We start from the raw sequence: 22,129 nt of genomic DNA, 5'->3' as shown, positions 1-22,129 counted from the left end.
CGAGTTGATCTACGGCGCAATGAAGTTCTCCATCGGCGGGTCCCTGAAGCTCGCCTTCCGGCCGTGGGTGGAGGGCCTGGAGAACATCCCCGAGCGCGGTCCGGCGATCCTCGCGAGCAACCACCTGTCGTTCTCCGACTCGTTCTTCCTCCCGGCCGTGCTGGACCGCAAGGTCACGTTCATCGCCAAGGCCGAGTACTTCACCGCCCCCGGGGTCAAGGGCAAGCTCACCGCCGCCTTCTTCAAGGGCGTCGGCCAGCTCCCCGTCGACCGCTCCGGAGCCCGCGGCGCGGGCGAGGCGGCGATCAAGGCTGGCATCCAGGTCGTCGAGAGCGGCGGCCTCTTCGGCATCTACCCCGAGGGCACCCGCTCGCCCGACGGCCGCCTCTACCGGGGCAAGCCCGGCGGTCTGGCCCGGGTCGCGCTGGCCACCGGAGCGCCCGTGATCCCGGTCGCCATGATCGACACCGAGAAGATCCAGCCGCCCGGCCAGGTGATGCCCAAGCTGATGCGCCCCGGCATCCGGATCGGCAAGCCGCTGGACTTCAGCCGCTACCAGGGCATGGACGGCGACCGCTTCATCCTGCGCTCGGTGACCGACGAGGTCATGTACGAGATCATGAAGCTCTCCGGCCAGGAGTACGTGGACATCTACGCCACCGCCGCCAAGCGCCAGATCGCCGACGAGGCGAAGGCCAGGGCCCAGGAGGCGAAGGACAGGGCCGAAGAGGCCAAGCGTGACCGGAAGCAGGCCGCCGCGAGCGACGAGAACGGAACGGAACGGTCCGGCGCGTAACCGCGTCGTTCACCGTCCGGGGGGTGTGGGGCCATGGCCAAGCGTGAGCGGGTCGTCAGGATGTCGGTCGAGCTGCCGCTGTGGCGCGCGCTGACGGGTTACCGCGTCATGACGATGATCTACGCGGTGCTGCTCGCGATCTTCGGGAAGGACGACTTCGGGCAGCAGAGGTTCGAGCGGCCCTGGGTCGCCGTCGCCTATCTGGCGTTCCTCTTCGTCTGGACACTCGCCACCCTGCCCAAGGTCCGCTCGGCGGCGAGCTGCACCAAACGCTTCCTCGTCGCGGACCTGGTCGTCGCCCTGACCGGCATCCTGCTCACCCCGCTCGCCGACTTCGACGCGCAGTCGTTCGACGGCCCGACGCTCCCGTCGATCTGGACGGCCGGCTCGGTCCTCGCCTTCGCGATCAAGGGCGGCTGGCGGTGGGCGGCCTTCGCCTCCACCTTCGTCGCCGCCGCCAACATCATCCAGCGCGGCGAGCCCAGCCGGGACACCTACCACAACGTCCTGCTGGTGTGGGTCGCCTCCATCGCCATCGGGTACGTCGTCGAGGTCGCCCGCGCCAGTGAGCGCACCCTCGCCCGCGCCCTGGAGATCGAGGCCACCACCCGCGAACGCGAACGGCTCGCCCGCGACATCCACGACAGCGTGCTCCAGGTCCTCGCCATGGTCCAGCGCCGGGGGACCGCGATCGGCGGCGAGGCGGCCGAGCTGGGCCGGATGGCCGGGGAACAGGAGGTCGCCCTGCGCACCCTCGTCTCCAGCGGCCTGGTCCCACCGACCCGGGTCTCCGAGGACGCCGCCGAAGGAGCCGTGGTCCGCACGGTCGACGTGGACGACGGCCAGGGCTCCGGCGACGGGGCCACCTGCGACCTGCGGGCCCTGCTCGCCCCGCACGCGGGATCCCGGACGAGCTTCGCGGAGCCGGGCGCTCCGGTGCTGCTCCCCGCCGAGTCGGCCCGGGAGCTGGCCGCCGCCGTCAGCGCCGCCCTGGACAACGTGACCGTGCACGCGGGCCCGGACGCCCAGGCGTGGATCCTGGTCGAGGACGAACCGGACGAGGTGATCGTCACCGTCCGGGACGACGGCCCCGGCATCCCGGAAGGGCGGCTCGCCCAGGCGGAGGGGGAGGGGCGGCTCGGGGTCGCACTGTCCATCCGGGGCCGCCTGCGCGACCTGGGCGGCACGGCAGAGCTGATCTCGGTGCCCGGACAGGGGTGCGAGGTCGAGTTGAAGGTTCCGAAAGCACCGAAGGTTTCCCGGGGGAAGGCAGGCACGGCCCGATGAGTACACGGAACGCGGCACACGCAGAAAACACGGCACAGGACGAGCAGGGGGCCACCGGCAGCCCCATCAAGGTCATGGTCGTCGACGACCACCCCATGTGGCGCGACGCGGTCGCCCGCGACCTGGCCGAGTCCGGCTTCGACGTCGTCGCGACCGCCGGGGACGGCCCGCAGGCGGTCCGCCGGGCCAGGGCCGCGAACCCGGACGTCCTCGTCCTCGACCTGAACCTCCCCGGCATGCCCGGCGTCCAGGTCTGCAAGGAACTCGTCGGCTCCCACCCGGGCCTGCGGGTCCTGGTCCTCTCCGCGAGCGGCGAGCACGCCGACGTCCTGGAGGCGGTGAAATCCGGGGCCACCGGCTATCTGCTGAAGTCCGCCTCCACCCAGGAGCTGACCGACGCCGTCCGCTCCACCGCCGCCGGCGACCCGGTCTTCACCCCGGGCCTCGCGGGCCTGGTCCTCGGCGAGTACCGCCGGCTCGCCTCCGACCCCGTGCCCGCGGCGTCGGACGAGCCCAAGGCCCCGCAGCTCACCGACCGGGAGACCGAGGTGCTGCGGCTGGTCGCCAAGGGCCTCTCGTACAAGCAGATCGCCGAACGCCTGGTCATCTCGCACCGCACCGTGCAGAACCACGTGCAGAACACCCTCGGCAAGCTCCAGCTGCACAACCGTGTGGAGCTCGTGCGGTACGCCATCGAGCGCGGCCTCGACGACGTCTGACCGGCGGGTCCGCGGGCGGGGCCGTATATTCGCGGTGTCCGGCCCCGCCCGCGGAAACAGCTCGGGAGTACCCGTGGAAATCCTGGCCTTCGGTGTGCAGTCCGACGAGAAGCCCCTGATCGAGAAGGCCTTCGAGGGGCTGCACGACGTCCGCTGCCTGGACGTCTTCCTGAACCGGGACACCGCCCCCATCGCGGCCGGCCACGAGATCATCTCCACCAGCGTCAACGCCGACCTCGGCTCCCCGGTACTCCAGACGCTCGCCGCGGGCGGCACGCAGATGATCGCCCAGCGCTCCACCGGCTTCAACAACATCGACCTGGAGGTCGCCGAGCGCCTCGCGCTGCGCGTCGCCCGGGTCTCGTCCTACTCCCCGTACTCGGTCGCCGAATTCGCCTGGACGCTCGCCATGGCCGTCAACCGGCGCATCATCCGCGCCGCGAGCCGCACCCGGGACTTCGACTTCCGGCTGGACGGGCTGCTCGGCCGGGACATGCGCGGCCGGACCGTCGGGGTGCTCGGCACCGGGAAGATCGGCGAGGCCTTCACCCGGATCGCCCACGGCTTCGGCATGAGGCTGCTCGGCTGGGACGTGGCCCGGAACCCGGCCTGCGTCGAGCTGGGCATGGAGTACGTCGACAAGGAGCGGCTGTTCGCCGAGGCCGACCTGATCAGCCTGCACGTGCCGCTGCTGCCCAGTACCCACCACATCGTCGACAAGGCCGCCCTCAAGGCGATGAAGGACGACGCGATCCTCGTCAACTCCAGCCGGGGCGGCCTCATCGACACCGCCGCCCTGGTCACCGAGTTGCGCGCGGGCCGCTTCCTCGGCGTCGGACTCGACGTGTACGAGGCGGAGGCGGGGCTGTTCTTCCTCGACAAGTCCCTGGAGGGCATCGACGACGACACCCTCGCCCGGCTGGTGACCTTCCCCAACGTCGTCGTCACCTCCCACCAGGCGTACTACACCGAGGACGCGGTGGGCCAGATCGTCGAGGCGACCGTCAGGAACGTCACCGACTACCTGGCCCGCCGCACGAGCGAGAACGTCCTCGTGCCGAGGAGCTGAGGCTCCCCGCCCGGATCAGCCCGGCACGGGCAGCCCCGCCAGCAGCTCCGTCACGATCGCCGAGCCCCGCAGGGTCAGCACCGACTCCGGGTGGAACTGCACCGAGGCGAAACCGGGACCGCGCAGCGCGTGCAGCTCCCCGCTGTCCTCGTCGCGGCTCACCTCGATCCCGTGCGCGGCCAGCTCGACGGCGGCCGGACCGTCGCACCGCCCGGTGAAGCTGTTGTAGAAGCCCACCGTCTCCGGCCGGCCGAACAGCTCGATCCGGGTCTGCGCCCCCTGGTACGGCACGGCCTTGCGCACGATCTCCAGCCCCAGCTCCGCCGCGATCAGCTCGTGCCCGAGGCAGACCCCCAGCAGCCCGTGCCGGTGATCCCGCACCAGCTCGGCGGTGAGCTCCCGCAGCAGCCGCATCTTCGGATCGGTGAGATCACTCGGATCGCCCGGACCCGGACCCAGCACCACGGGCCCCCGGTGCGCCCGGACCACCTCGCGCAGCCCCGGCTCGTCGAAGCGGCGCACCGAGACGCCAAGACCGGATGCCCGCAGCAGATGGGCCAGCATCGCGGTGAACGTGTCCTCGCCGTCCACCACCAGCGCGTGCCCCGAAAGATCCCGGGTGCGCTCCCGCATCCGCAGCCAGAACGGCGCGAGCCCTCCGCGCCGGTCATCCAGAGCCGCCCGCACCCGAGGATCGGACGCCAGCCGCGGGCGGTCCGCGTCCGCCCCGGGCCGGCCCGGCCGCACCCCCAGCGCTGCGAGCACCCCGGCCGCCTTGGCATGCGTCTCGGCGACCTCGCTCTCCGGGTCCGAGTGGCGTACGAGGGTGGCCCCGACGGGCACCTCCAGCGAGCCGTCCGGGGCGATGTCGGCCGTACGGATCAGGATCGGCGAGTCCAGGGTCTGCACACCGTTCGCGTCCCGGCCCAGCAGGGCCAGCGCGCCCGCGTAGTAGCCGCGGCCCCCGGACTCGTACCGCTCGATGACCCGGCACGCGTTCTGCACCGGGGAGCCGGTGACGGTCGCCGCGAACATCGTCTCGCGCAGCACGTCCCGCACATCCAGCGAGGACTTCCCGCGCAGCTCGTACTCGGTGTGCGCGAGGTGCGCCATCTCCTTGAGCCGGGGCCCGACCACCACCCCGCCCATGTCGCCCACCGTGCACATCATCTTCAGCTCCTCGTCGACCACCATGGACAGCTCCTCGCTCTCCTTGCGGTCCCCGAGGAACGCCAGCAGGCTCGTCGCGGTGGGCCCCTCGGGCGGGTAGCGGTACGTCCCGCTGATCGGGTTCATCACGACCGTCCCGCCGGACATCCGCACATGCACCTCCGGGCTCGCCCCGACCAGCGTCCTCTCCCCGGTGTGGACGACGAACGTCCAGTAAGCGCCCCGCTCGCCCGCCAGCAGCCGCCGGAACAGCGCCAGCGCGTCCGCCCGCCCGAACCCGGGGATCTCGCCCCGGAACGTCCGCCGGATCACGAAGTTCGCCCCCTCGCCCCGACCGATCTCGTCGCGGATCACCCGCCGCACGATGTCCGCGTACTCCGCGTCCTCCACGTCGAAGCCCCGGTCCTCCACCCGCACGTCATGGGCGGGCAGCGCCGCCAGCACCTCCGCGAGCTCCAGCTCGTGCGTCTCGTCGGCGACCAGCACGCTCAGCGGGGTGCCGTCGTCGCGCACGTCGAAGCCGCGCTCGGCGATCTGCCGGAACGGCACCAGGGCCAGCGCGGGCGCCGTGCCCACCGGCAGGTCGGCCAGCCGGTCCGCCTCCCGCACCCTGCCGATCAGCAGTTCGACGTGATCGTGGTCACGGCCGGGCGTGCGCCGGCGCAGCAGGGCGAACGGCGGGGCGTCCTCCGCCAGCAGCCGGCGGAGGAGACCGGAGGCGGTGCGGGATGCGGTCTGCGACATGGGAGCAGGTTCCTTCCGGACGGCCCGTACGGGATTCCGTACGGGATTCACAGGGGGAGGAACGGCTCCGCAACGCAGAAAGGCCGCCCCTCGGGCGGCCTTCGCGAAGTGTCAGCGCGATGAATCAGCGGGCCGCCGGATGAGCGGTCCACCACCAGTTCTGGATCGAGATCTCGATCAGTCGCGTCGGCATGCCCGAACTTTAGCGGACCGGTCCGGCGCCGGAGCGGGTGTCTCATCTGTTGAGCGCACGGTTGGACGCCTCTTCCGACCCCGTAATGTTGTGCTCGTGACCGTGAACGCCAATACCTCCGCCGCCGGTGGCAACACCTGGCGAGACCTTCCCGCGGCGCAGCAGCCCGAGTACCCCGACTCCGAGGCCCTGCGCGATGTACTCGCGGACCTCGCGTCGTATCCGCCGCTCGTCTTCGCCGGCGAGTGCGACCAGCTGCGCGCCAACCTGGGAGCCGTCGCCAAGGGCGAGGCGTTCCTGCTGCAGGGCGGCGACTGTGCCGAGGCCTTCGACGCCGTGTCCGCCGACCACATCCGGGCCAAGCTGAAGACGCTGCTCCAGATGAGCGCCGTCCTGACCTACGCGGCCTCCGTGCCCGTGGTGAAGGTCGGCCGGATCGCGGGCCAGTACTCCAAGCCGCGCTCCAAGTCGACCGAGACCCGCGACGGCGTGACCCTGCCGACCTACCGCGGCGACTCGGTGAACGGCTTCGCCTTCACCGAGGAGGCCCGGATCCCGGACCCCGCCCGGCTGAAGCAGATGTACCACGCGTCCTCCTCCACGCTGAACCTGGTGCGCGCCTTCACCACCGGCGGTTACGCCGACCTGCGCCAGGTCCACGCCTGGAACCAGGACTTCGTGAAGTCGTCCCCCTCCGGGCAGCGCTACGAGGCGCTGGCCCGCGAGATCGACAACGCGCTGAACTTCATGAAGGCGTGCGGCACCGACCCGGCCGAGTTCAAGGCGGTCGAGTTCTACGCCTCGCACGAGGCCCTGCTGCTGGACTACGAGTCGGCGCTGACCCGTACGGACTCGCGCACCGGCGAGCTGTACGACACCTCCGCCCACATGGTGTGGATCGGTGAGCGCACCCGCCAGATGGACGGCGCGCACATCGAGTTCGCCGCCCGGATCCGCAACCCGATCGGCATCAAGCTCGGCCCGACGACCACCGTCGACGAGGCGCTCGGTTACGTCGACCGCCTCGACCCCGAGCGCGAGCCGGGCCGGCTGACCTTCGTCGTCCGGATGGGCGCCGACAAGGTCCGCGACAAGCTCCCCGAGCTGGTCGAGAAGGTCACCGCCTCGGGCGCGACCGTCGCCTGGGTGACCGACCCGATGCACGGCAACACCTTCGAGGCCGCGTCCGGCCACAAGACGCGCCGCTTCGACGACGTCCTGGACGAGGTCAAGGGCTTCTTCGAGGTCCACAAGGGCCTCGGCACCCACCCGGGCGGCATCCACGTGGAGCTGACCGGCGACGATGTCACCGAGTGCGTGGGCGGCGGCCACGAGATCTTCGTGGACGACCTGCACCAGCGCTACGAGACGGCCTGCGACCCCCGGCTCAACCGCAGCCAGTCCCTCGACCTGGCCTTCCTCGTCGCCGAGATGTACCGCGACCAGTAGTCGGCAGGCCGGGAGCGTTCCCGGCAGTCGCACGTGTGGGGCACGGATCCATGTGATCCGTGCCCCACAGGCGTATCCGGGCTTTTCCGCCGGTTGAGCGGCGGGTAAGGTTAGGTTAGCCTCACCGTGGAAATCGGGGCGGCACCCGTGACCGACCCGCAGGGAGGTGAACCGCATGTACGTCTGTTCCTGCTTCGGCATCACGGAAGCGCAGGTCAAGAAGCATGCGGACGCCGGAGCCTGCACACCCCGGCAGATCGCGTCGGCCTGCAAGGCCGGGACGGACTGCGGTGGATGTGTGCGCCGCATCCAGGCCCTGCTGGGCCGCGGCGACTGCCCCCGCCGCGAGCTGCTCGACCAGCGTCAGGGCCCCGCGACCGCATCTCCCGCGCACCCGGTCGCCGCGACCGTCGCGGCATCGGCCGCGGCGGCGGCCGCCATCGGAGCGATCCGGGACGTGACGCTCTCCGACGCCGCCTGACCGGCCCGCACTCCCCGGGAGCCCTGACCGGCCCGCACTCCCCGGGGGAACAGCCCGGTCAGCTCTCCGGCTGCTCGATCAGCTGGGCGATGTAGAGCGGCTCACCGAGCTTCTCGACCAGCTCCAGCTGGGTGTCGAGATAGTCGATGTGGTGCTCCTCGTCCGCCAGGATCGACTCGAAGATGTTCGCGGACGTGATGTCGCCCTTGCCGCGCATCACCTCGATACCGCGCTTGAGGCGGTCGATCGCCTCCACCTCGACCTGGCGGTCCGCCTGGAACATCTCGGTGACCGTCTGGCCCACCCGCACATGGAAGAGCCGCTGGTAGTTCGGCAGCCCGTCGAGGAACAGGATCCGGTCGGTGAGGATCTCGGCGTGCTTCATCTCGTCGAAGGACTCGGCCCGGGTGTATTTCGCGAGCTTCGTCCACCCGAAGTTGTCCTGCATCTTGGCGTGCAGGAAGTACTGATTGATGGCGGTCAGTTCGGCGGTCAGCTGCTCATTGAGAAACTCAAGGACCTCGGGGTCGCCCTGCATGGCAAAGGCTCCTTCCAACCGGTGATCGATTCTGCGAGTTGGCCAGATCCTCGCACCGCGCCCACCGGCCGTCCAGTAAGTGCACGCTTAGTACGAGTTGCCCGGATGGGTTCCTCCCCTGGTCATGACCACCCCTGCCTGTCTGTCACCATGGAGGCATGGGTCAGCCGGAAAGCCGGAAAAACCGCGAGACAGAGCAGTCCGAGCTTCCGCCGGGACAGCGACTGCAGCGCGGATGGCCGGTCACCCATTACGGGCCCGTTCCCAAGTTCAAGCCCGACCGCTGGGAGTTCCGGGTCTTCGGGGCCACCGCCGACGGCGAGAAGCACCGCTGGAACCATCAGGACTTCTCGGCGCTGCCGTTCTCCTCGGTCGTCGCCGATCTGCACTGCGTGACGAAGTTCAGCATGATCGGCGCCGAATGGGGCGGGGTCCCCGCCCGTACGCTCCTCGACCTGGCGCCGCCCGCCCCCGACGCCACCCATGTGATGGTCTGGGCCGAATACGGCTTCTCATCGAACCTGCGCCTCGACGACTTCGCCTCCGAGCGCACCCTCTTCGCCACCCACAAGGACGGCGAACTGCTCACCGCCGAGCACGGCTTCCCGCTCCGCCTCGTCGTCCCGCACCTGTACGCCTGGAAGGGCCCGAAATGGGTCCGGGGCATCGAGTACATGACGGCGGACCGGCGCGGATTCTGGGAGGAGCGCGGCTACCACAACATCGGCGACCCCTGGGGCGAGCAGCGCTACTCCTATCAGGAGGAGCCCGGGGACGGCCCCGAGCTCTGACCCGTCTCCCGCAGCCCTTTCAGACGGGCCACGTCCGCCGCGTGCCCCTCCTTGCCGCCGGGCGTCTCGATGATCAGCGGCACACCCTGGGTCGCCGGATGCGTGAACAGCTCCCGGAAGGGCTCCACCCCGATGTGACCTGCGCCGATGTTCTCGTGCCGGTCCTTGTGGGCCCCCACGACGGCCTTGGAGTCATTGGCGTGGATCAGCTTCAGCCGCCCCTCGCCGACCGTGTCCACCAGCAGGTCGAGCGTCTGCCGCATCCCCGAGGGACCGGCCAGATCGTGCCCGGCGGCGTAGATGTGGCACGTGTCCAGGCAGATGCCGAGCTTCGGGTGGGAGTCCAGTGCCTCGAAGTACGGACCGAAGTCCCAGGTCCGCGAGCAGAGCGAGAAGCCCTGGCCGGCCGTCGACTCCAGCAGCAGATCCGGGGAGTCCTCGTGGGCCAGCTCGTCCAGCAGCGGGCGCATGTGCTCGCGCACCTGGGCCAGCGCCTCGGCGCGCGGCCGTCCGCCGGTCGCCGAACCGGTGTGCACCACCACGCCCAGCGCGCCGATCTCCCGGGCCCGCCGCAGTGAGTGGCGGAGCGACTCCACGGACTTCTCGACCGTCGCCCCGGTGTGCGAGCCGAAGTTGATCAGATACGGGGCGTGGACGTACGCCGGGATCGAGGCCGCCGCGCACCCGGCGCGGAACAGCTCGTCCTGCGCCGGGTTCCCGGCGGGCGTGGCCCAGCCGCGCGGATTGGCCACGAAGACCTGCACGGCCTCCGCCGCCAGCTCCCGGGCGTACTCCAGGCCGACCTTGGCCAGGCCGCCGGCCACCGGGACGTGTCCGCCCACCGGATTGCGCAGAGCGTGCATCTGGTTCTAGAGCCCCTTGGTCCTGATCGTGATCGTGGACCCCTCGGGGGCCTGCTCGCCGCCGTCCACGGACTGGCTCGCGATCGTGTCGCTGAAGGAGAGGAACGGCCGGTCGACCTTCACCTCGAAGCCGGCCTCCTCCAGGGTGCTCCGCGCTTCGTCGGCGTCCCGGCCGGTGACGTCCGGGACGTCGAGCATGCGGGGGCCCTTGGAGACGGTCAGCTCGATCGTGTCGCCCTCGGCGGCCTCGACGCCCGCGCCGGGGGACTGCTCGGCGACGGCACCCTCGGTCTCGGCGGAGTGGATCCGGCCGGGCAGCACCTCGGCCTTCAGCCCCTCGGCCGTCAGCTCGGCGGTGGCCTCCTCGGCGGAGAGCCCGGTGACGTCCGGGACGTCGATCGGGGCGCCCTTGCTGACGACGAGCGCCACGGCCGTGTCCGGGTTGCGGTCCGTGCCCGCGCGGGGGTCCGTGCGGATCACCTCGCCGCGGGCCACGTCCTCGCTGAACTCCCTGGTCACCATCCCGGGGGCCAGGCCCACCTTCTTCAGGGAGCGCCGGGCGTCCGCGAGGGAGCGGCCCACGACGTCGGGCACCCGTACGATCTCCGGACCCCGCGAGACGACGAGTTTCACCGAGCCGTTGCCCCGGATCCGGTCGCCCGAGGCGGGGTCGCTGCTCACGACCGAGCCCCGCTCGACGGTGTCGCTGAAGACCCGCTCCACGCCCTTCAGCCCGAGCCCTTCGTCGGAGAGCCGCTTCTCGGCGGTCTGCTGGGTCTGGCCCAGCAGCGAGGGGACCTGGGTGAACTGCCCGGAGTTGATGTACCAGACGCCTGTCCCTATGCCCAGCGTGAGCAGTACGGCGCTGAGCACCATGATCAGCTTGCGGTGCGGCCCGCCGAACGGGCCGCGACGGCCGGCCCCGCGCCGGGGAGCGGCGGGCTCCGCGGGCGGCGTCTCCAGGCGGCTGGTGCGGTGCACGCCGTCGCCGTCCTCCGGGAGGGCCCGCGGGATCACGCTCGTACGGTCGTCCGCGCCGTCATGGGTGTCCGACAGGGCCCCCGGCGGTACGGCGTCCAGCTCGGCGTCGGTCAGCGTGGCACGGGCCTCACGCGCCTCGGCCAGCAGCAGCACCGCGTCGTGCGGGCGCACCTCGGGATTGCGGGCGGTCGCGCTCGCCACCAGGCTGTCCAGCGCGACCGGGAGCCCCGGCACGACGGCGGACGGGGCCGGGACGTCGGAGTTGAGGTGCCGGTAGATGACCTGGGCGGCGTTCTCGCCGGTGTGGGGCTTGGCGCCGGTCAGCATCTCGTACAGCACGACCCCGCAGGCGTACACGTCGCTGCGGGTGTCGGCGCTGCCGTGCTCGATCTGCTCGGGGGCCAGATACGACACGGTGCCCAGCAGGGAGCCCGTCGTGTCGGTGGCCGTGCCGACCGCCCTGACCAGGCCGAAGTCGGCGACCTTCACCCGGCCGTCGTCCCCTATCAGGACGTTCTCCGGCTTCATGTCGCGGTGCACGAACCCCGCCCGGTGCGCGGCGCCGAGCGCGGCGAGGACCGGCTCCAGGATGTCCAGCGCCGCCCGGGGCTGGAGGGCCCCGCGCTCGCGCAGCACGTCACGCAGGGTGCAGCCCGCCACGTACTCCATCGCGAGGTAGACATACGCGCCCTCGGCCCCCTGGTCGAAGACCGCGACGACATTGGGGTGCGCCAGACGGGCCACCGACTTGGCCTCCCGGATGAAGCGCTCGACGAACGAGACGTCGGTGGCGAGCGCCGGGTGCATCACCTTCAGGGCGAGCACCCGGTCCAGGCGGGTGTCCACGGCCCGGTAGACCGTGGCCATCCCGCCGACGGCGATGCGCGCCTCAATGCGATACCGGCCGTCGAGCAGCTGCCCGACGAGAGGGTCCTGGAGGGTCGTGTCCACCCCGAGAGTCTACGAGCCGCCGCCGACACCCCGGACGGGCGAGGGCGTTCCCGGGCCCGTTCTGCAGCCGATCCGTGACAGGGACACGTTCTGCGGCCCCCGACCGCGTACCGGTGCTCAGAACGCCGGCCGCTCCGGGTCCAGCGCCGCCCGGCCGTCCACCGGGGACGACGCCTGAGCGAAGTGGCGGCGGGGGATGCGGCCCGCACGGTGGGCCAGTCGGCCCGCCTCCACCGCGTGACGCATCGCACCCGCCATCAGCTCCGGCTCCTGGGCCCGGGTCACCGCCGAGGCGAGCATCACGGCGGCGCACCCCAGCTCCATCGCCTGCGCCGCGTCCGAGGCGGTCCCGGCCCCCGCGTCGAGGATCACCGGCACTCCCGCCCGCTCGACGATCAGCTCGAAGTTGTGCGGGTTGCGGATGCCGAGCCCGGAGCCGATGGGGGAGCCGAGCGGCATGATCGCCGCGCACCCCACGTCCTCCAGCTTCCGGGCCAGGACCGGATCGTCGTTGGTGTAGGGCAGTACGGTGAACCCGTCGTCGACCAGGACCTCCGCCGCGTCCAGCAGCTCGATCGGATCGGGCAGCAGGGTCCGCTCGTCGGCCACCACCTCCAGCTTCACCCAGCTGGTGCCGAGTGCTTCCCTGGCCAGCCGGGCGGTCAGCACCGCCTCGCCCGCGGTGAAGCAGCCCGCCGTGTTCGGCAGGACCCGGATGGCGAGCCGCTCCAGCACCGAGAGCACCGAACCGCGCACGGTCGGGTCCAGCCGGCGCATCGCGACCGTGGTCAGTTCGGTGCCGGAGGCGATCAGCGAGCGCTCCAGCACCTCCAGGCTCGGGGCTCCGCCGGTGCCCATGATCAGCCGGGAGCGAAACGTGTCGGCCCCCAGGGTGAAGACGTCGTCCGACATGGTCAGCCTCCCTGTACGGCGGTCAGGACCTCGACGCGGTCGCCCTCGCCGAGGATCGTCGCGGCCCACCGGCCGCGCGGGACGACGCTCTCGTTGACGGCGGCGGCGACCCCGGACCGGGCCGGGGTCAGCGTGGCGACGAGGGCGTCCAGGTCCGTACCGGCGGGAATGGCGCGGACTTCCCCGTTCACCGAGACGGAAACGGCGGCTCCGTGGGGCACCGCGTCTCCGGAAGGCACCGCGGCTCCGGAAGGCACGGGCGCGGGGGCGGGGACAGGCGCGGAGGCGGACTGCTGGGTCATACGGGCTGCTCCTGGGGTGCGGGCGCGGCGGGTTCGAAACGGCCGGGGGCGAAGGGGCGGGCCGTCTCCGGCAGCTCGCCGGTGGTCAGCGCGTCGGCCAGCGCGTCCCCGGTGACGGGCGTCAGCAGGACGCCGTTGCGGTGGTGGCCGGTGGCGAGCAGCAGACCGGGCAGGGCGGTCGGTCCGAGCAGCGGGGCGTTGTCGGGCGACGCGGGACGCAGACCGGCCCGGGTCTCGGTGAGCGGCAGCTCGGTGATGCCGGGCACCAGCTCGTGGGCGTCGCGCAGCAGCTCGTAGACCCCGCCGGCGGTGACCGTGGTGTCCCAGCCCATCTCCTCACTGGTGGCGCCGACGACCAGCTCGCCGTTCTCGCGCGGCACGAGGTAGAGGTGCCCGCCCCGGACCACCGCGCGCACGGTGCGGCTGAGGAAGGGGGCGTACGCCCGGGGCACGGTGAGCCGGAGCACCTGGCCCTTGACCGGGCGGACCGGCGGCAGGAGCTCCGGCGGGAGCCCGTCGAGCCGGCCGCTGAGACTGCCCGCGGCGAGCACGACCTGATCGGCCGCGCACTCCGTACCGTCGCCGAGCAGCGCCCCGGCGGCCCGGCCCGCGGCGACGGTGAGCCGCTCGGCGGTCGTCCGGCGGAACGTGACTCCGGCCCGTTCGCAGGCGGTCAGCAGCGCCGCGGCGAGGCGGCGGGGGTCCACCTGGTGGTCGCCGTCGACCCGGAGGCCGCCCCGGACGCCCGGGGCCAGCATCGGCTCCAGCCGACGGCACTCACGGCCGCTCAGCCAGACCGACTCCAGGCCCGAACGCTCCTGGAGGGCGTGCAGTTCCCGCAGATGCGCCCGGTCGTCGGAGTCCAGGGCGACGGCGAGCGTGCCGCAGGTCCTGAAGCCGGTGTCCCGGCCGCTCGCCTCCTCCAGCTCGGCCACGAACGAGGGATAGCGGGCGGCGGAGGCGAGATTGAGCCCGAGCAGCATCTGCTCGCCGTAGTGCAGTTCGGTGACGGCGGCCAGCATGCCCGCCGCGACCTGGGCGGCGCCGCCGCCCGGTTCCGGGTCGGCGACCGTGACGCGCAACCCCCGCTGGGCCGCCCGCCACGCCGTGACCAGGCCGATGATTCCGCCCCCGATGACGAGGACGTCGGATCCGGAGGCGTTCCCCGAGACGCGCATGGGTGTCCAGCCCCTCCCTTCGCCGGCATGACCCGGAGCAGGTTCGTACGGTCGGAGGCCGTCCAGCCTCCCTCTCAGCCCGGTGCGTCCGGGCTCCCGCGAGTGTTCTACCTTGGCCACCCTAAACCCCGCCGTCCCCGGCCAGTAGAGGAGCAGCCACCATGGCCCGTTCGCTCGACGGACTCGTCCTGTCGCCCGTCGCCGACCAGGCCCCCGGCCAGGTCGGCACCCGTACCCGCTTCACGTACCACGAGCTGGACGGCCGGATCTGGGCCGAGTACGCGGGCGGCGACGTGGTCCGCGGCCATCTCGTCGGCACCCGCGACGGGGACGCGCTGGACTTCCGCTACGTGCAGCTCAAGCAGGACGGAACGACCTCGTCCGGGCACTGCCTCTCCACGGTGGTCGACCTCGCCGACGGGCGGGTGCGGCTGGAGGAGCGGTGGGCCTGGGAGTCCCAGGAGGGCAGCGGCACCAGCGTGGTGGAACAGCTCCCTTCCTGAGCTCCTGCCCGAGATCCCCGAGTTCTCCGAGATCCCCGGGTTCCCCGAGATCCCTCCCCTTCCTTCTCCGCACCCCCCTGCCTGATGCCCCGTCAGCTGATTAAGGTGGACGGGTGAGCGAGCAGACGGAACAGCGGGCGGCGCGACCGGCACGGCACGTCGTGGTCGTCGGAGCGGGCATGGCGGGCGTGCAGAGCGCCGTGGCCCTGCGCGAGGCGGGCTTCACCGGGCCCGTCACCCTGATCGGGGCCGAACCCCACCAGCCCTACGACCGCCCGCCGTTGTCCAAGGCCGTACTGCTGGGCAAGGCCGAGGACTCCGCCTTCGACATCGACTTCGAGGCGCTGGACATCACGCTGCGCATCGGCCTGGACGTCACCGCGCTGCGGGCCGCCGACCATGTGCTGGACACCGCCGACGGGCCGGTGTCCTACGACGCCCTGGTCCTCGCGACCGGCGCGGAGCCCATGACCCTGCCCGGCGCCGAGGGCGTGCCCGGTGTCCATCTGCTGCGCACCCTCGACGACGCCGCCCGGCTGCGGCCCGTCCTGGACCGGCAGCACGACGTGGTCGTCGTCGGGGCGGGCTGGATCGGCGCGGAGTTCGCCACCGCCGCCCGCGCCGCGGGCTGCGCGGTCACCGTCGTCGAGGCCGCCGCCCGCCCCCTCGCGGGCACGCTGCCCGCCGAGGTGGCCGCCCCGATGGCCGCCTGGTACGCCGACAGCGGCGCCGAACTCCTCACCGGGACCCGGGTCGACCGCGTCGAGGAGGGGGCCGTCGTCCTCGACGACGGCCGGGTCCTGCCCGCCGGGGCCGTGGTCGTCGGCATCGGCGCGCGCCCCGCCACCCGCTGGCTCGCCGGCTCCGGGGTCGCGCTCGGCCCGGACGGCTCGGTCACCGCCGACAGCGCGCTGCGCACCTCGCTGCCCGATGTGTACGCGGTCGGGGACTGCGCCTCCTTCCCCTCCACCCGCTACGGGACACGCCTGCTGGTCCACCACTGGGACAACGCACTCCAGGGCCCGCGCACCGCGGCCGCCGCGATCATGGCAGCCCAGGACGGGGGACCGCTCCCCGTCTACGACCCCGTCCCGTACTTCTGGTCCGAGCAGTTCGGCCGCTTCGTGCAGTACGCCGGACACCACGCGGACGCCGACACCCTGGTGTGGCGCGGCGACGGGGCGGACGCCGCCTGGTCGGTGTGCTGGCTGCGCGGCGGCGCGCTGGTGGCCGTGCTCGCCGTGGGCCGCCCGCGCGACCTCGCCCAGGGCCGCAGGCTCATCGAGTCGGGGGCCGCCCTCGATCCGGAGAAGGTGGCCGACCCTGCCGTACCGCTGAAGTCCGCCGCCCTGTGACGGGCCCGGTGGTCCGCCGGGCCGCCCCCGTACGGTCGGCCCGGCTACCGGCTGTCGGTCCGGGATGGCACGCTTGTCCCTGTGACCGAGATTGACGCAAAGACCGATGCTCTCGTCCCCGCCTGGCTCCACCTCCCCGACATCGCGGACATGCTCGATGTCCAGGTGACGCGCGTGCGGCAGCTGGTCAAGGAAGGCCAGCTCATCGCCGTACGCCGTGGTGAGAACCGGGCGCTCCAGGTGCCCGCCGCCTTCATCGACGGCGACAAGGTGGTCAAGGGCCTCTCCGGCACCCTGACCCTGCTGAGGGACGACGGCTATTCCGACGAAGAGATGCTGGAGTGGCTCTTCACTCCCGACCCGACCCTGCCCGGCACCCCCGCGCAGGCGCTGAGCGAGAATCGCGGTACGGAGGTGAAGCGCCGCGCCCAGGCGCTCGCCGTCTGACCGACACGACAGGAAGCGGAGCACGGGCCGCCCGACGCGGCCCGTGCACCGTCACGACCACGGGGGAGCCCACCCATGCCCACGCCTCGCGAGCAGCTGTCCGACGCCCGGCTCTACCTGTGCACGGACGCCCGCAAGCGCCAGGGTGACCTCCCCGCCTTCCTGGACGCCGTGCTCGCCGCCGGCGTCGACATCGTCCAGCTCCGGGACAAGGGCATGGAGGCCGCCGAGGAGCTGGAGCATCTCGCCGTCCTCGCCGACGCCTGCCGCCGGCACGGCAAGCTCCTCGCCGTGAACGACCGCGCCGACGTCGCCCACGCCATCGACGCCGACGTCCTCCACCTCGGCCAGGGCGATCTGCCGGTTCCCGCCGCCCGGGCCATCATCGGCGACGACCGGCTGATCGGCCGCTCCACGCACGCCGAGGCCGAGGTCGACGCGGCGCTCGCCCAGGACGGTGTGGACTACTTCTGCACCGGCCCCTGCTGGCCCACCCCCACCAAGCCCGGCCGCCACGCACCGGGCCTCGACCTCGTGCGCTACGCCGCCTCCCTCGGCGGGCCGCGGCCCTGGTTCGCGATCGGCGGGATCGACGCGGGCAACCTGGACCAGGTGCTGGACGCCGGGGCCCGCCGTGTCGTCGTCGTCCGGGCCATCACCGAGGCCGACGATCCCGCCGCCGCCACCGCGGAGCTGGCCCGACGGGTCAGGGCCCGCGCGCTCTGATCTTCCGCGTGCCGCCGGGTGCCGCCGCATGCCGAGCCGCCCATCGGCCGACGCGCCGATGGGGGACAACTCCGGCACTTGTCCGAGGGATGGACAACAGTCCGGCAAAACGAGACAAAGTCAGCCGCTCTGGTTGGGGGAGCGTCCACCCCCTGGTTAACCTCCCTTTATGGCCCTTGGCACACCATCCACCAGGACGGATCACGCGCGCACCGTGCGTGACCTGCTAGCGACCGGCAGAACGTCGTACTCCTTCGAGTTCTGGGCGCCCAAGACGGAAAAAGGTGAGCGGAACCTCTGGAACGCGCTCCGCCGCGTCGAGGCGGTCCGTCCGAGCTTCGTCTCCGTGACGTACGGCGCCGGCGGCTCCACCCGTGCCGGGACGGTCCGGGCCACCCAGCAGATCGCCGCCGACTCGACGCTCACCCCGGTCGCCCACCTCACCGCGGTGAACCACTCCGTCGCCGAGTTGCGCAACATGATCGGGCAGTACGCCGACGCGGGCATCAGGAACATCCTCGCGGTCCGCGGCGACCCGCCGGGCGATCCGATGGGGGAGTGGGTGGAGCACCCGCAGGGGGTGAAGTACGCCGCCGATCTCGTCCGTCTGATCAAGGAGTCGGGCGACTTCTGCGTCGGCGTCGCGGCCTTTCCCGAAATGCACCCCCGGTCCTCCGACTGGGAGACGGACATCGGGCATTTCGTGGACAAGTGCCGGGCGGGCGCGGATTATGCGATCACCCAGATGTTCTTCCGCCCGGAGGACTATCTCCGGATGCGTGACCGAGTGGTCGCCGCGGGTTGCGAAACGCCGGTGATCCCCGAGGTCATGCCCCTTACCAGTGTGAAGCAACTGGAAAAGTTCTCCCAGCTCAGCAACGCGACCGTGCCCGCGTCGCTGAAAGAGCGCATCCTCGCGGCCAAGGGCGATCCAGCCGCTGTACGCTCCCTTGGTATCGACTTCGCAACGGAGTTCTGCGCGAAGCTGCTGTCCGAGGGTGTGCCCGGACTGCACTTCATCACGCTGAACAACTCGACGGCGACGCTCGAGATCTACGAAAATCTCGGACTGCACAAGCAGTCCTGACCGGCCGTACCCGCCTCCGACGCGGCTACGGCCGAAGGAGGGGGCGGGCGTGGGCTGGACGGTCCTCTACATCGCTTTCGGTCTGGTGGCCCTGTGGCTGCTCGGCGAGGTGCTGTTGCAGTACAAGGCGCGACTGCGCTGGCGGCTTCTCGCCTTCGGAGGCTTCCTCGGCGTGGTGGTCGGGGTGCTGCTGGCCTCCGTTCCGGTCATCGTCGTCGGGACGCTGGCCTTCGCCACCGGCCAGACCTTCGTGACGCTGTCCTTCCGGCGCGGCTTCTCCACCGGCTGGGCCATAGGAGGCAACCCGGGGGAGAGCCGCCGGCGCAGGGGCGGCGGCGAGGGCGCCGCCGTGAAGGAACCCACGCTGGAGGTCTCGGACCTGGAGGTCACCGGCCCCGGGCACGGCCAGCCCCCGCCCGCCCCGCCCGCCTACGAACCGCAGCCCCTGCCCGACGACACCGGCCAGTACGGCGTGTACGGGACCACGGGCTTCGGCGCGGACAGCGGCGCCCGCCAGGACCAGGGCCGGCAGGCAGACCCCTCGGCCCAGCCGCAGTACGCCGCGTACGACCCGTACACCGGCTACGAACAGCCCCCGGCCCAGGACCCCTTCGCCGGGACGTACGACTACGGCACCGGCCGGGAGAGCTACGCCGCCTACTCCGACCCGTACATCGGCACCACCAACGGAGCACCCTCCCACGGCGGTTACGACGCCTACGGCCCTGGCGGCGACGGCCACGGCAGCCAGATCGGGCAGCAGAGCGGTCCTGACCCCTACGCCCAGGGCTACGTCGCGGACACCCCGCCCGGCGGCGTCTGGGTCCCGCAGCAGCGTGACACCGAGCAGTACCCCCCGATGCCGTCGGAGCAGCCGACGGCGCCCGCTCCGTACGGCCACGGCCACGGCTACGACACGGGACAGAACGAGCAGTACCGCTACTGAGACCGTGCCGCCGCCGACGGGCTCGTCGTCGGCGGCACGCGCTCCCCGGCCCACACCCGCCTGCTCCGGCACGCGCTGCGGCTCCCGCTCCCGCTTCTGCTCCCGTTCCCGCTCCGGCTTCCGCTCAGCGGGAGCCGCGGAAGTCGTCGCCCTCCACCACGAGACCGGCCACCAGCGTCCCCGACATCCCGGCGTGCGCCAGCCCGCCCCCCGGGTGCGCCCAGCCGCCCGCGAGATACAGCCCCGGCAGCCGGGTGAGATTGCCCGGGTGCAGATACGCGCCGCCGGCCCCGGCGAGCGCGGGCGGCGGCACCGCACCGCCCTCGGCCCCCGTCTCCGCCTCGGTCTCCACCGGCGTGCGGATCTCCGTGTGCAGGATCCGCTCCCGCAGCCCGGGCACGGCCGCCGCCGCCTGCTCCACCAGGACATCGGCGAACCGCCGCCGCACCTCCGTGTCCCGCCAGTCGACCGGACCCTGCGGAGCCACCGTCGCGGTGAGCGTCACCGCCTCGTGCTCCGCGTCCGGCCGGGTCGCCGGATCGTCCGGGCGCAGCACCGTCACCGTGGGGTGGCCGGCGACCCGGCCCCCGAACACGGCATCCCACTCCGCCGCCCCGTCCCCGCTGTGCACCACCGTCCGGTGCACCGCGTCCGCCTCCCGGGCCCCGCGCAGCGACAGCAGCACCGTGAACCGGCCCGCCGCGCCCGCACCGGAGCCCGGCCGGACCGTCACGTCGCCCCCGCTCCCCACCTGCTGACCCGGCACCAGACCCGGGCGCGGCCGCACCCCGAGCACCACCCGGTCGGCCTCCGCCACCGCACCGTCCGCCAGCTCCACGCCGGCCGCCCGGCCGTCCCTCTCGACGACCCGGACTACCTCGGCCCCGAAGACGAACGTCACCCTGCGGGCCAGGCACCGTTCGTACACCGCCCGCGCCAGCTCGCGCATCCCGCCCATCACGTACCAGGTGCCGAAGGTCTGCTCCATGTACGGCAGCAGCGCGGCGCTCGCGGGGGCGGTGCGCGGGTCGAGGCCGTGGGACAGCGCGTACCCGTCGAGCAGGGCGGCGAGCCGGGCGTCCGCCAGCTCCCAGGCGCCGATCTCCGCGACCGTGCCCGCCTGCCGTGCACCGCGCAACAGGCGGCGCTGCCGCACCGCCGGATACGGGTCGCGCCCCAGCACCTGGTGATCCGCCCGCAGGGGCTCCTCCAGGAGCGGGCGCCGCGACCGGTCCCAGGCGTCCCGGGCCCGGTCCATGAAGTCGCTCCAGCGCGCCCCGGCGCCCGTGCCGAGGGCGTCGTCCAGTGCGGTGGCCACCCCGGCCCGGGAGGCGTTGGGCAGGGACACGGCCGTGCCGTCCGCGAAGAGGTGGCGGCTCGCCGGATCGACCTGCGTCAGGGTCACGGACCGCTCCAGCGACTCCTTGCCGGTCTTCACGAAGAGGTCCCGCTGGACGGCGGGGAGGTGCAGCAGCCCGGGACCGGTGTCGAAGACGAAGCCCTCGTGCTCATGGCGGCCGACCGAGCCGCCATAGCTGTCGGACCGCTCGTAGACCGTCACCTTCTCGCCTGCCACGGCGAGCCGGGCGGCCGCCGCCATCGCGCCCGTCCCGGCGCCGATCACTGCAATGCGTGCCATGCCGGTGACTTTATCGACCGGCACCGACAGCTCAGCCGGGAGGCCAGGGCCCACCCGTGCCGGTCAGGCGTTTCTCCTCGCGGCGCTGGGCCCGGCGGCGCAGGAAGCGGCGGATCCGCGAGGCGAGGAAGAGCACGGTGACGATGCCGAGCACCAGCAGCACGGCCGCGATCACCGCGGCCGCCACCGGGTTGAATATGGCGAAGGTGATGACTCCGGCGACCCCGAGGTCCTCGACGATGCTCATCCCGACGTTGCTGAACGGCTCCGGGGAGGTGTTGACGGCCATCCGCGTGCCGGCCTTCACCAGATGGCTCATGAGCGCCGTTGACCCGCCGATCGCACCGGCGGCCAGCTCCGGGAGCGAACCGCTCTCCCCGGCCAGCAGCGCGGCGATCACCGCCCCGGTCACCGGCCGGACGACGGTGTGCACGGTGTCCCAGACCGAGTCCACGTAGGGGATCTTGTCCGCCACCGCCTCGCACAGGAACAGCACACCGGCCACGATCAGGACGTCGGTGCGCTGCAGGGCGGCGGGCACCTCGTCGGACACACCGGTCGCGCCGAACAGGCCGAGCAGCAGGACCACCGCGTACGCGTTGATTCCGCTCGCCCAGCCGCTTGTGAACACCAGGGGTATGACCGACACACAGGCGATCGTAGCGACCCCGTGCCGGGCCCGGGTGGGGTTCGGCACGCGTCCCTGAGTACCCGTACTCAGGGACGGAGATGAGTAGCTGCGCGGATAGGCCGTCACCCGCTCGGACGGCAGAGTGATGTCCACGGAAGGGGCGCTGCGCCAGGACCGCCGGCACGGGGCGGCGGAACGGTGCGGTTCCCCCGACGCAACGGGGGTGCACGACGGAGGCCCAGGGACCACGGGGGACATACGGGGTCACGGGAGAACGGGTTTCCGGAAGCACGGAAGACGCCGGTCCGGTGGAGTTCGCGGGGGATGCGAACTCCAACGGCCGGCGTCTTCGGCTTTCCCGGTCCGCTTCC

23 protein-coding genes and 1 riboswitch are annotated in these 22,129 nt (G+C 72.3%); of the genes, 13 read left to right on the top strand and 10 right to left on the bottom strand.

The annotated features are described in order from the left end of the window. Positions 1-4 precede the first annotated feature (4 nt). The 4 genes from PSQ21_RS07510 (at position 5) to PSQ21_RS07495 (ending at position 3,871) form a co-directional block, all read left to right on the top strand. The gene (locus PSQ21_RS07510) at positions 5-796 is read left to right on the top strand and encodes a lysophospholipid acyltransferase family protein (RefSeq protein ID WP_274029632.1); all 792 of its coding nucleotides are present in this window, start codon (positions 5-7) and stop codon (positions 794-796) included. A gap of 33 nt (positions 797-829) precedes the next feature. Further along, on the top strand, positions 830-2,083 hold the full coding sequence (gene macS / locus PSQ21_RS07505) for a MacS family sensor histidine kinase (RefSeq protein WP_274029631.1): 1,254 nt from the start codon (positions 830-832) through the stop codon (positions 2,081-2,083). Between the two features lie 74 nt (positions 2,084-2,157). Beyond that, positions 2,158-2,802 carry a response regulator gene (locus PSQ21_RS07500; RefSeq protein ID WP_274035667.1) on the top strand — a complete coding sequence of 215 codons (645 nt, stop codon included), beginning with the start codon at positions 2,158-2,160 and terminating at the stop codon, positions 2,800-2,802. A gap of 73 nt (positions 2,803-2,875) precedes the next feature. Further along, on the top strand, positions 2,876-3,871 hold the full coding sequence (locus tag PSQ21_RS07495; RefSeq protein WP_274029630.1) for a 2-hydroxyacid dehydrogenase: 996 nt from the start codon (positions 2,876-2,878) through the stop codon (positions 3,869-3,871). Between the two features lie 15 nt (positions 3,872-3,886). Here the strand turns inward: PSQ21_RS07495 and PSQ21_RS07490 are convergent, their stop codons facing one another. Then, positions 3,887-5,785 (bottom strand): anthranilate synthase family protein, encoded by a 1,899-nt coding sequence (locus PSQ21_RS07490; protein WP_274029629.1) that lies wholly within the window; start codon positions 5,783-5,785, stop codon positions 3,887-3,889. A 124-nt stretch (positions 5,786-5,909) separates the two neighbouring features. Then, on the bottom strand, positions 5,910-5,978 hold the full coding sequence (locus tag PSQ21_RS37855; protein WP_107489447.1) for a trp operon leader peptide: 69 nt from the start codon (positions 5,976-5,978) through the stop codon (positions 5,910-5,912). Positions 5,979-6,080: 102 nt separating this feature from the next. On the opposite strand from PSQ21_RS37855, the gene PSQ21_RS07485 reads away from it, so the two are divergent. Together PSQ21_RS07485 and PSQ21_RS07480 are read left to right on the top strand one after the other, a co-directional pair. Beyond that, positions 6,081-7,427 carry a class II 3-deoxy-7-phosphoheptulonate synthase gene (locus tag PSQ21_RS07485; RefSeq protein WP_274035666.1) on the top strand — a complete coding sequence of 449 codons (1,347 nt, stop codon included), beginning with the start codon at positions 6,081-6,083 and terminating at the stop codon, positions 7,425-7,427. 175 nt (positions 7,428-7,602) lie between these two features. Then, a complete protein-coding gene (locus PSQ21_RS07480) occupies positions 7,603-7,908 on the top strand; it encodes a (2Fe-2S)-binding protein (protein WP_274029628.1) in 306 nt (101 codons plus the stop codon). A 58-nt stretch (positions 7,909-7,966) separates the two neighbouring features. Here the strand turns inward: PSQ21_RS07480 and bfr are convergent, their stop codons facing one another. Then, entirely contained in the window at positions 7,967-8,446 is a 480-nt protein-coding gene (gene bfr / locus PSQ21_RS07475; protein WP_030583510.1) for a bacterioferritin, read from the bottom strand. Positions 8,447-8,604: 158 nt separating this feature from the next. On the opposite strand from bfr, the gene PSQ21_RS07470 reads away from it, so the two are divergent. Next, positions 8,605-9,237, top strand: coding sequence for a sulfite oxidase-like oxidoreductase (locus tag PSQ21_RS07470; RefSeq protein ID WP_274029627.1), 633 nt, complete (start codon positions 8,605-8,607; stop codon positions 9,235-9,237). Here PSQ21_RS07470 and PSQ21_RS07465 read toward each other — a convergent pair. The 5 genes from PSQ21_RS07465 to thiO all read right to left on the bottom strand — a co-directional run bounded on the left by PSQ21_RS07465 (position 9,204) and on the right by thiO (position 14,424). Continuing rightward, complete coding sequence (locus PSQ21_RS07465; RefSeq protein WP_274029626.1) at positions 9,204-10,100, bottom strand: deoxyribonuclease IV; 897 nt, start codon at positions 10,098-10,100, stop codon at positions 9,204-9,206. The two genes, PSQ21_RS07470 and PSQ21_RS07465, sit on opposite strands and share 34 nt — an antisense overlap. Before the next feature lie 6 nt (positions 10,101-10,106). Next, a complete protein-coding gene (pknB, locus tag PSQ21_RS07460; RefSeq protein ID WP_274029625.1) occupies positions 10,107-12,032 on the bottom strand; it encodes a Stk1 family PASTA domain-containing Ser/Thr kinase in 1,926 nt (641 codons plus the stop codon). Positions 12,033-12,149: 117 nt separating this feature from the next. After that, entirely contained in the window at positions 12,150-12,944 is a 795-nt protein-coding gene (locus PSQ21_RS07455; RefSeq protein WP_274029624.1) for a thiazole synthase, read from the bottom strand. 2 nt (positions 12,945-12,946) lie between these two features. Next, positions 12,947-13,246, bottom strand: coding sequence for a sulfur carrier protein ThiS (gene thiS, locus PSQ21_RS07450; RefSeq protein WP_274029623.1), 300 nt, complete (start codon positions 13,244-13,246; stop codon positions 12,947-12,949). After that, positions 13,243-14,424, bottom strand: coding sequence for a glycine oxidase ThiO (gene thiO, locus PSQ21_RS07445; protein ID WP_274029622.1), 1,182 nt, complete (start codon positions 14,422-14,424; stop codon positions 13,243-13,245). Before thiO ends, thiS begins: the two co-directional genes overlap by 4 nt. After that, positions 14,422-14,534, bottom strand: a riboswitch (TPP riboswitch). It overlaps the preceding gene by 3 nt. A 51-nt stretch (positions 14,535-14,585) precedes the next feature. Between thiO and PSQ21_RS07440 the strand changes: the two genes are divergently transcribed. The 6 genes from PSQ21_RS07440 to PSQ21_RS07415 all read left to right on the top strand — a co-directional run bounded on the left by PSQ21_RS07440 (position 14,586) and on the right by PSQ21_RS07415 (position 19,488). Beyond that, the gene (locus PSQ21_RS07440) at positions 14,586-14,927 is read left to right on the top strand and encodes a hypothetical protein (RefSeq protein ID WP_007451299.1); all 342 of its coding nucleotides are present in this window, start codon (positions 14,586-14,588) and stop codon (positions 14,925-14,927) included. Positions 14,928-15,040: 113 nt separating this feature from the next. Continuing rightward, complete coding sequence (locus PSQ21_RS07435; RefSeq protein ID WP_274029621.1) at positions 15,041-16,282, top strand: NAD(P)/FAD-dependent oxidoreductase; 1,242 nt, start codon at positions 15,041-15,043, stop codon at positions 16,280-16,282. Between the two features lie 81 nt (positions 16,283-16,363). Continuing rightward, positions 16,364-16,729, top strand: coding sequence for an Rv2175c family DNA-binding protein (locus tag PSQ21_RS07430; RefSeq protein WP_274029620.1), 366 nt, complete (start codon positions 16,364-16,366; stop codon positions 16,727-16,729). A gap of 75 nt (positions 16,730-16,804) precedes the next feature. Further along, a complete protein-coding gene (gene thiE, locus PSQ21_RS07425) occupies positions 16,805-17,455 on the top strand; it encodes a thiamine phosphate synthase (protein WP_274029619.1) in 651 nt (216 codons plus the stop codon). Positions 17,456-17,624: 169 nt separating this feature from the next. Continuing rightward, positions 17,625-18,542 (top strand): methylenetetrahydrofolate reductase [NAD(P)H], encoded by a 918-nt coding sequence (gene metF, locus PSQ21_RS07420; protein WP_274029618.1) that lies wholly within the window; start codon positions 17,625-17,627, stop codon positions 18,540-18,542. Positions 18,543-18,591: 49 nt separating this feature from the next. Further along, complete coding sequence (locus tag PSQ21_RS07415; RefSeq protein WP_274029616.1) at positions 18,592-19,488, top strand: hypothetical protein; 897 nt, start codon at positions 18,592-18,594, stop codon at positions 19,486-19,488. Positions 19,489-19,612: 124 nt separating this feature from the next. On the opposite strand, the gene PSQ21_RS07410 is transcribed toward PSQ21_RS07415, so the two are convergent. Next, complete coding sequence (locus tag PSQ21_RS07410) at positions 19,613-21,127, bottom strand: phytoene desaturase family protein (RefSeq protein WP_274029615.1); 1,515 nt, start codon at positions 21,125-21,127, stop codon at positions 19,613-19,615. 31 nt (positions 21,128-21,158) lie between these two features. Next, positions 21,159-21,776 carry a DUF4126 domain-containing protein gene (locus PSQ21_RS07405; RefSeq protein WP_274029613.1) on the bottom strand — a complete coding sequence of 206 codons (618 nt, stop codon included), beginning with the start codon at positions 21,774-21,776 and terminating at the stop codon, positions 21,159-21,161. Positions 21,777-22,129 lie beyond the last annotated feature (353 nt).

This window comes from Streptomyces sp. MMBL 11-1 (genome assembly GCF_028622875.1).
Taxonomy (GTDB): Bacteria; Actinomycetota; Actinomycetes; order Streptomycetales; family Streptomycetaceae; genus Streptomyces.
The sequence above is the reverse complement of the archived record's forward strand: the minus strand, read 5'-3'. Positions and strand labels throughout refer to the sequence as shown.

Excerpts from the sequence above, each read along its gene's own strand:
- macS (WP_274029631.1), top strand. The coding sequence starts at position 830 with ATGGCCAAGCGTGAGCGGGTCGTCAGGATGTCGGTCGAGCTGCCGCTG.
- PSQ21_RS07500 (WP_274035667.1), top strand. The coding sequence starts at position 2,158 with ATGGTCGTCGACGACCACCCCATGTGGCGCGACGCGGTCGCCCGCGAC.
- PSQ21_RS07490 (WP_274029629.1), bottom strand. The coding sequence starts at position 5,785 with ATGTCGCAGACCGCATCCCGCACCGCCTCCGGTCTCCTCCGCCGGCTG.
- PSQ21_RS07480 (WP_274029628.1), top strand. The coding sequence starts at position 7,603 with ATGTACGTCTGTTCCTGCTTCGGCATCACGGAAGCGCAGGTCAAGAAG.
- bfr (WP_030583510.1), bottom strand. The coding sequence starts at position 8,446 with ATGCAGGGCGACCCCGAGGTCCTTGAGTTTCTCAATGAGCAGCTGACC.
- PSQ21_RS07470 (WP_274029627.1), top strand. The coding sequence starts at position 8,605 with ATGGGTCAGCCGGAAAGCCGGAAAAACCGCGAGACAGAGCAGTCCGAG.
- PSQ21_RS07465 (WP_274029626.1), bottom strand. The coding sequence starts at position 10,100 with ATGCACGCTCTGCGCAATCCGGTGGGCGGACACGTCCCGGTGGCCGGC.
- PSQ21_RS07455 (WP_274029624.1), bottom strand. The coding sequence starts at position 12,944 with ATGTCGGACGACGTCTTCACCCTGGGGGCCGACACGTTTCGCTCCCGG.
- thiS (WP_274029623.1), bottom strand. The coding sequence starts at position 13,246 with ATGACCCAGCAGTCCGCCTCCGCGCCTGTCCCCGCCCCCGCGCCCGTG.
- thiO (WP_274029622.1), bottom strand. The coding sequence starts at position 14,424 with ATGCGCGTCTCGGGGAACGCCTCCGGATCCGACGTCCTCGTCATCGGG.
- PSQ21_RS07440 (WP_007451299.1), top strand. The coding sequence starts at position 14,586 with ATGGCCCGTTCGCTCGACGGACTCGTCCTGTCGCCCGTCGCCGACCAG.
- thiE (WP_274029619.1), top strand. The coding sequence starts at position 16,805 with ATGCCCACGCCTCGCGAGCAGCTGTCCGACGCCCGGCTCTACCTGTGC.
- metF (WP_274029618.1), top strand. The coding sequence starts at position 17,625 with ATGGCCCTTGGCACACCATCCACCAGGACGGATCACGCGCGCACCGTG.
- PSQ21_RS07410 (WP_274029615.1), bottom strand. The coding sequence starts at position 21,127 with ATGGCACGCATTGCAGTGATCGGCGCCGGGACGGGCGCGATGGCGGCG.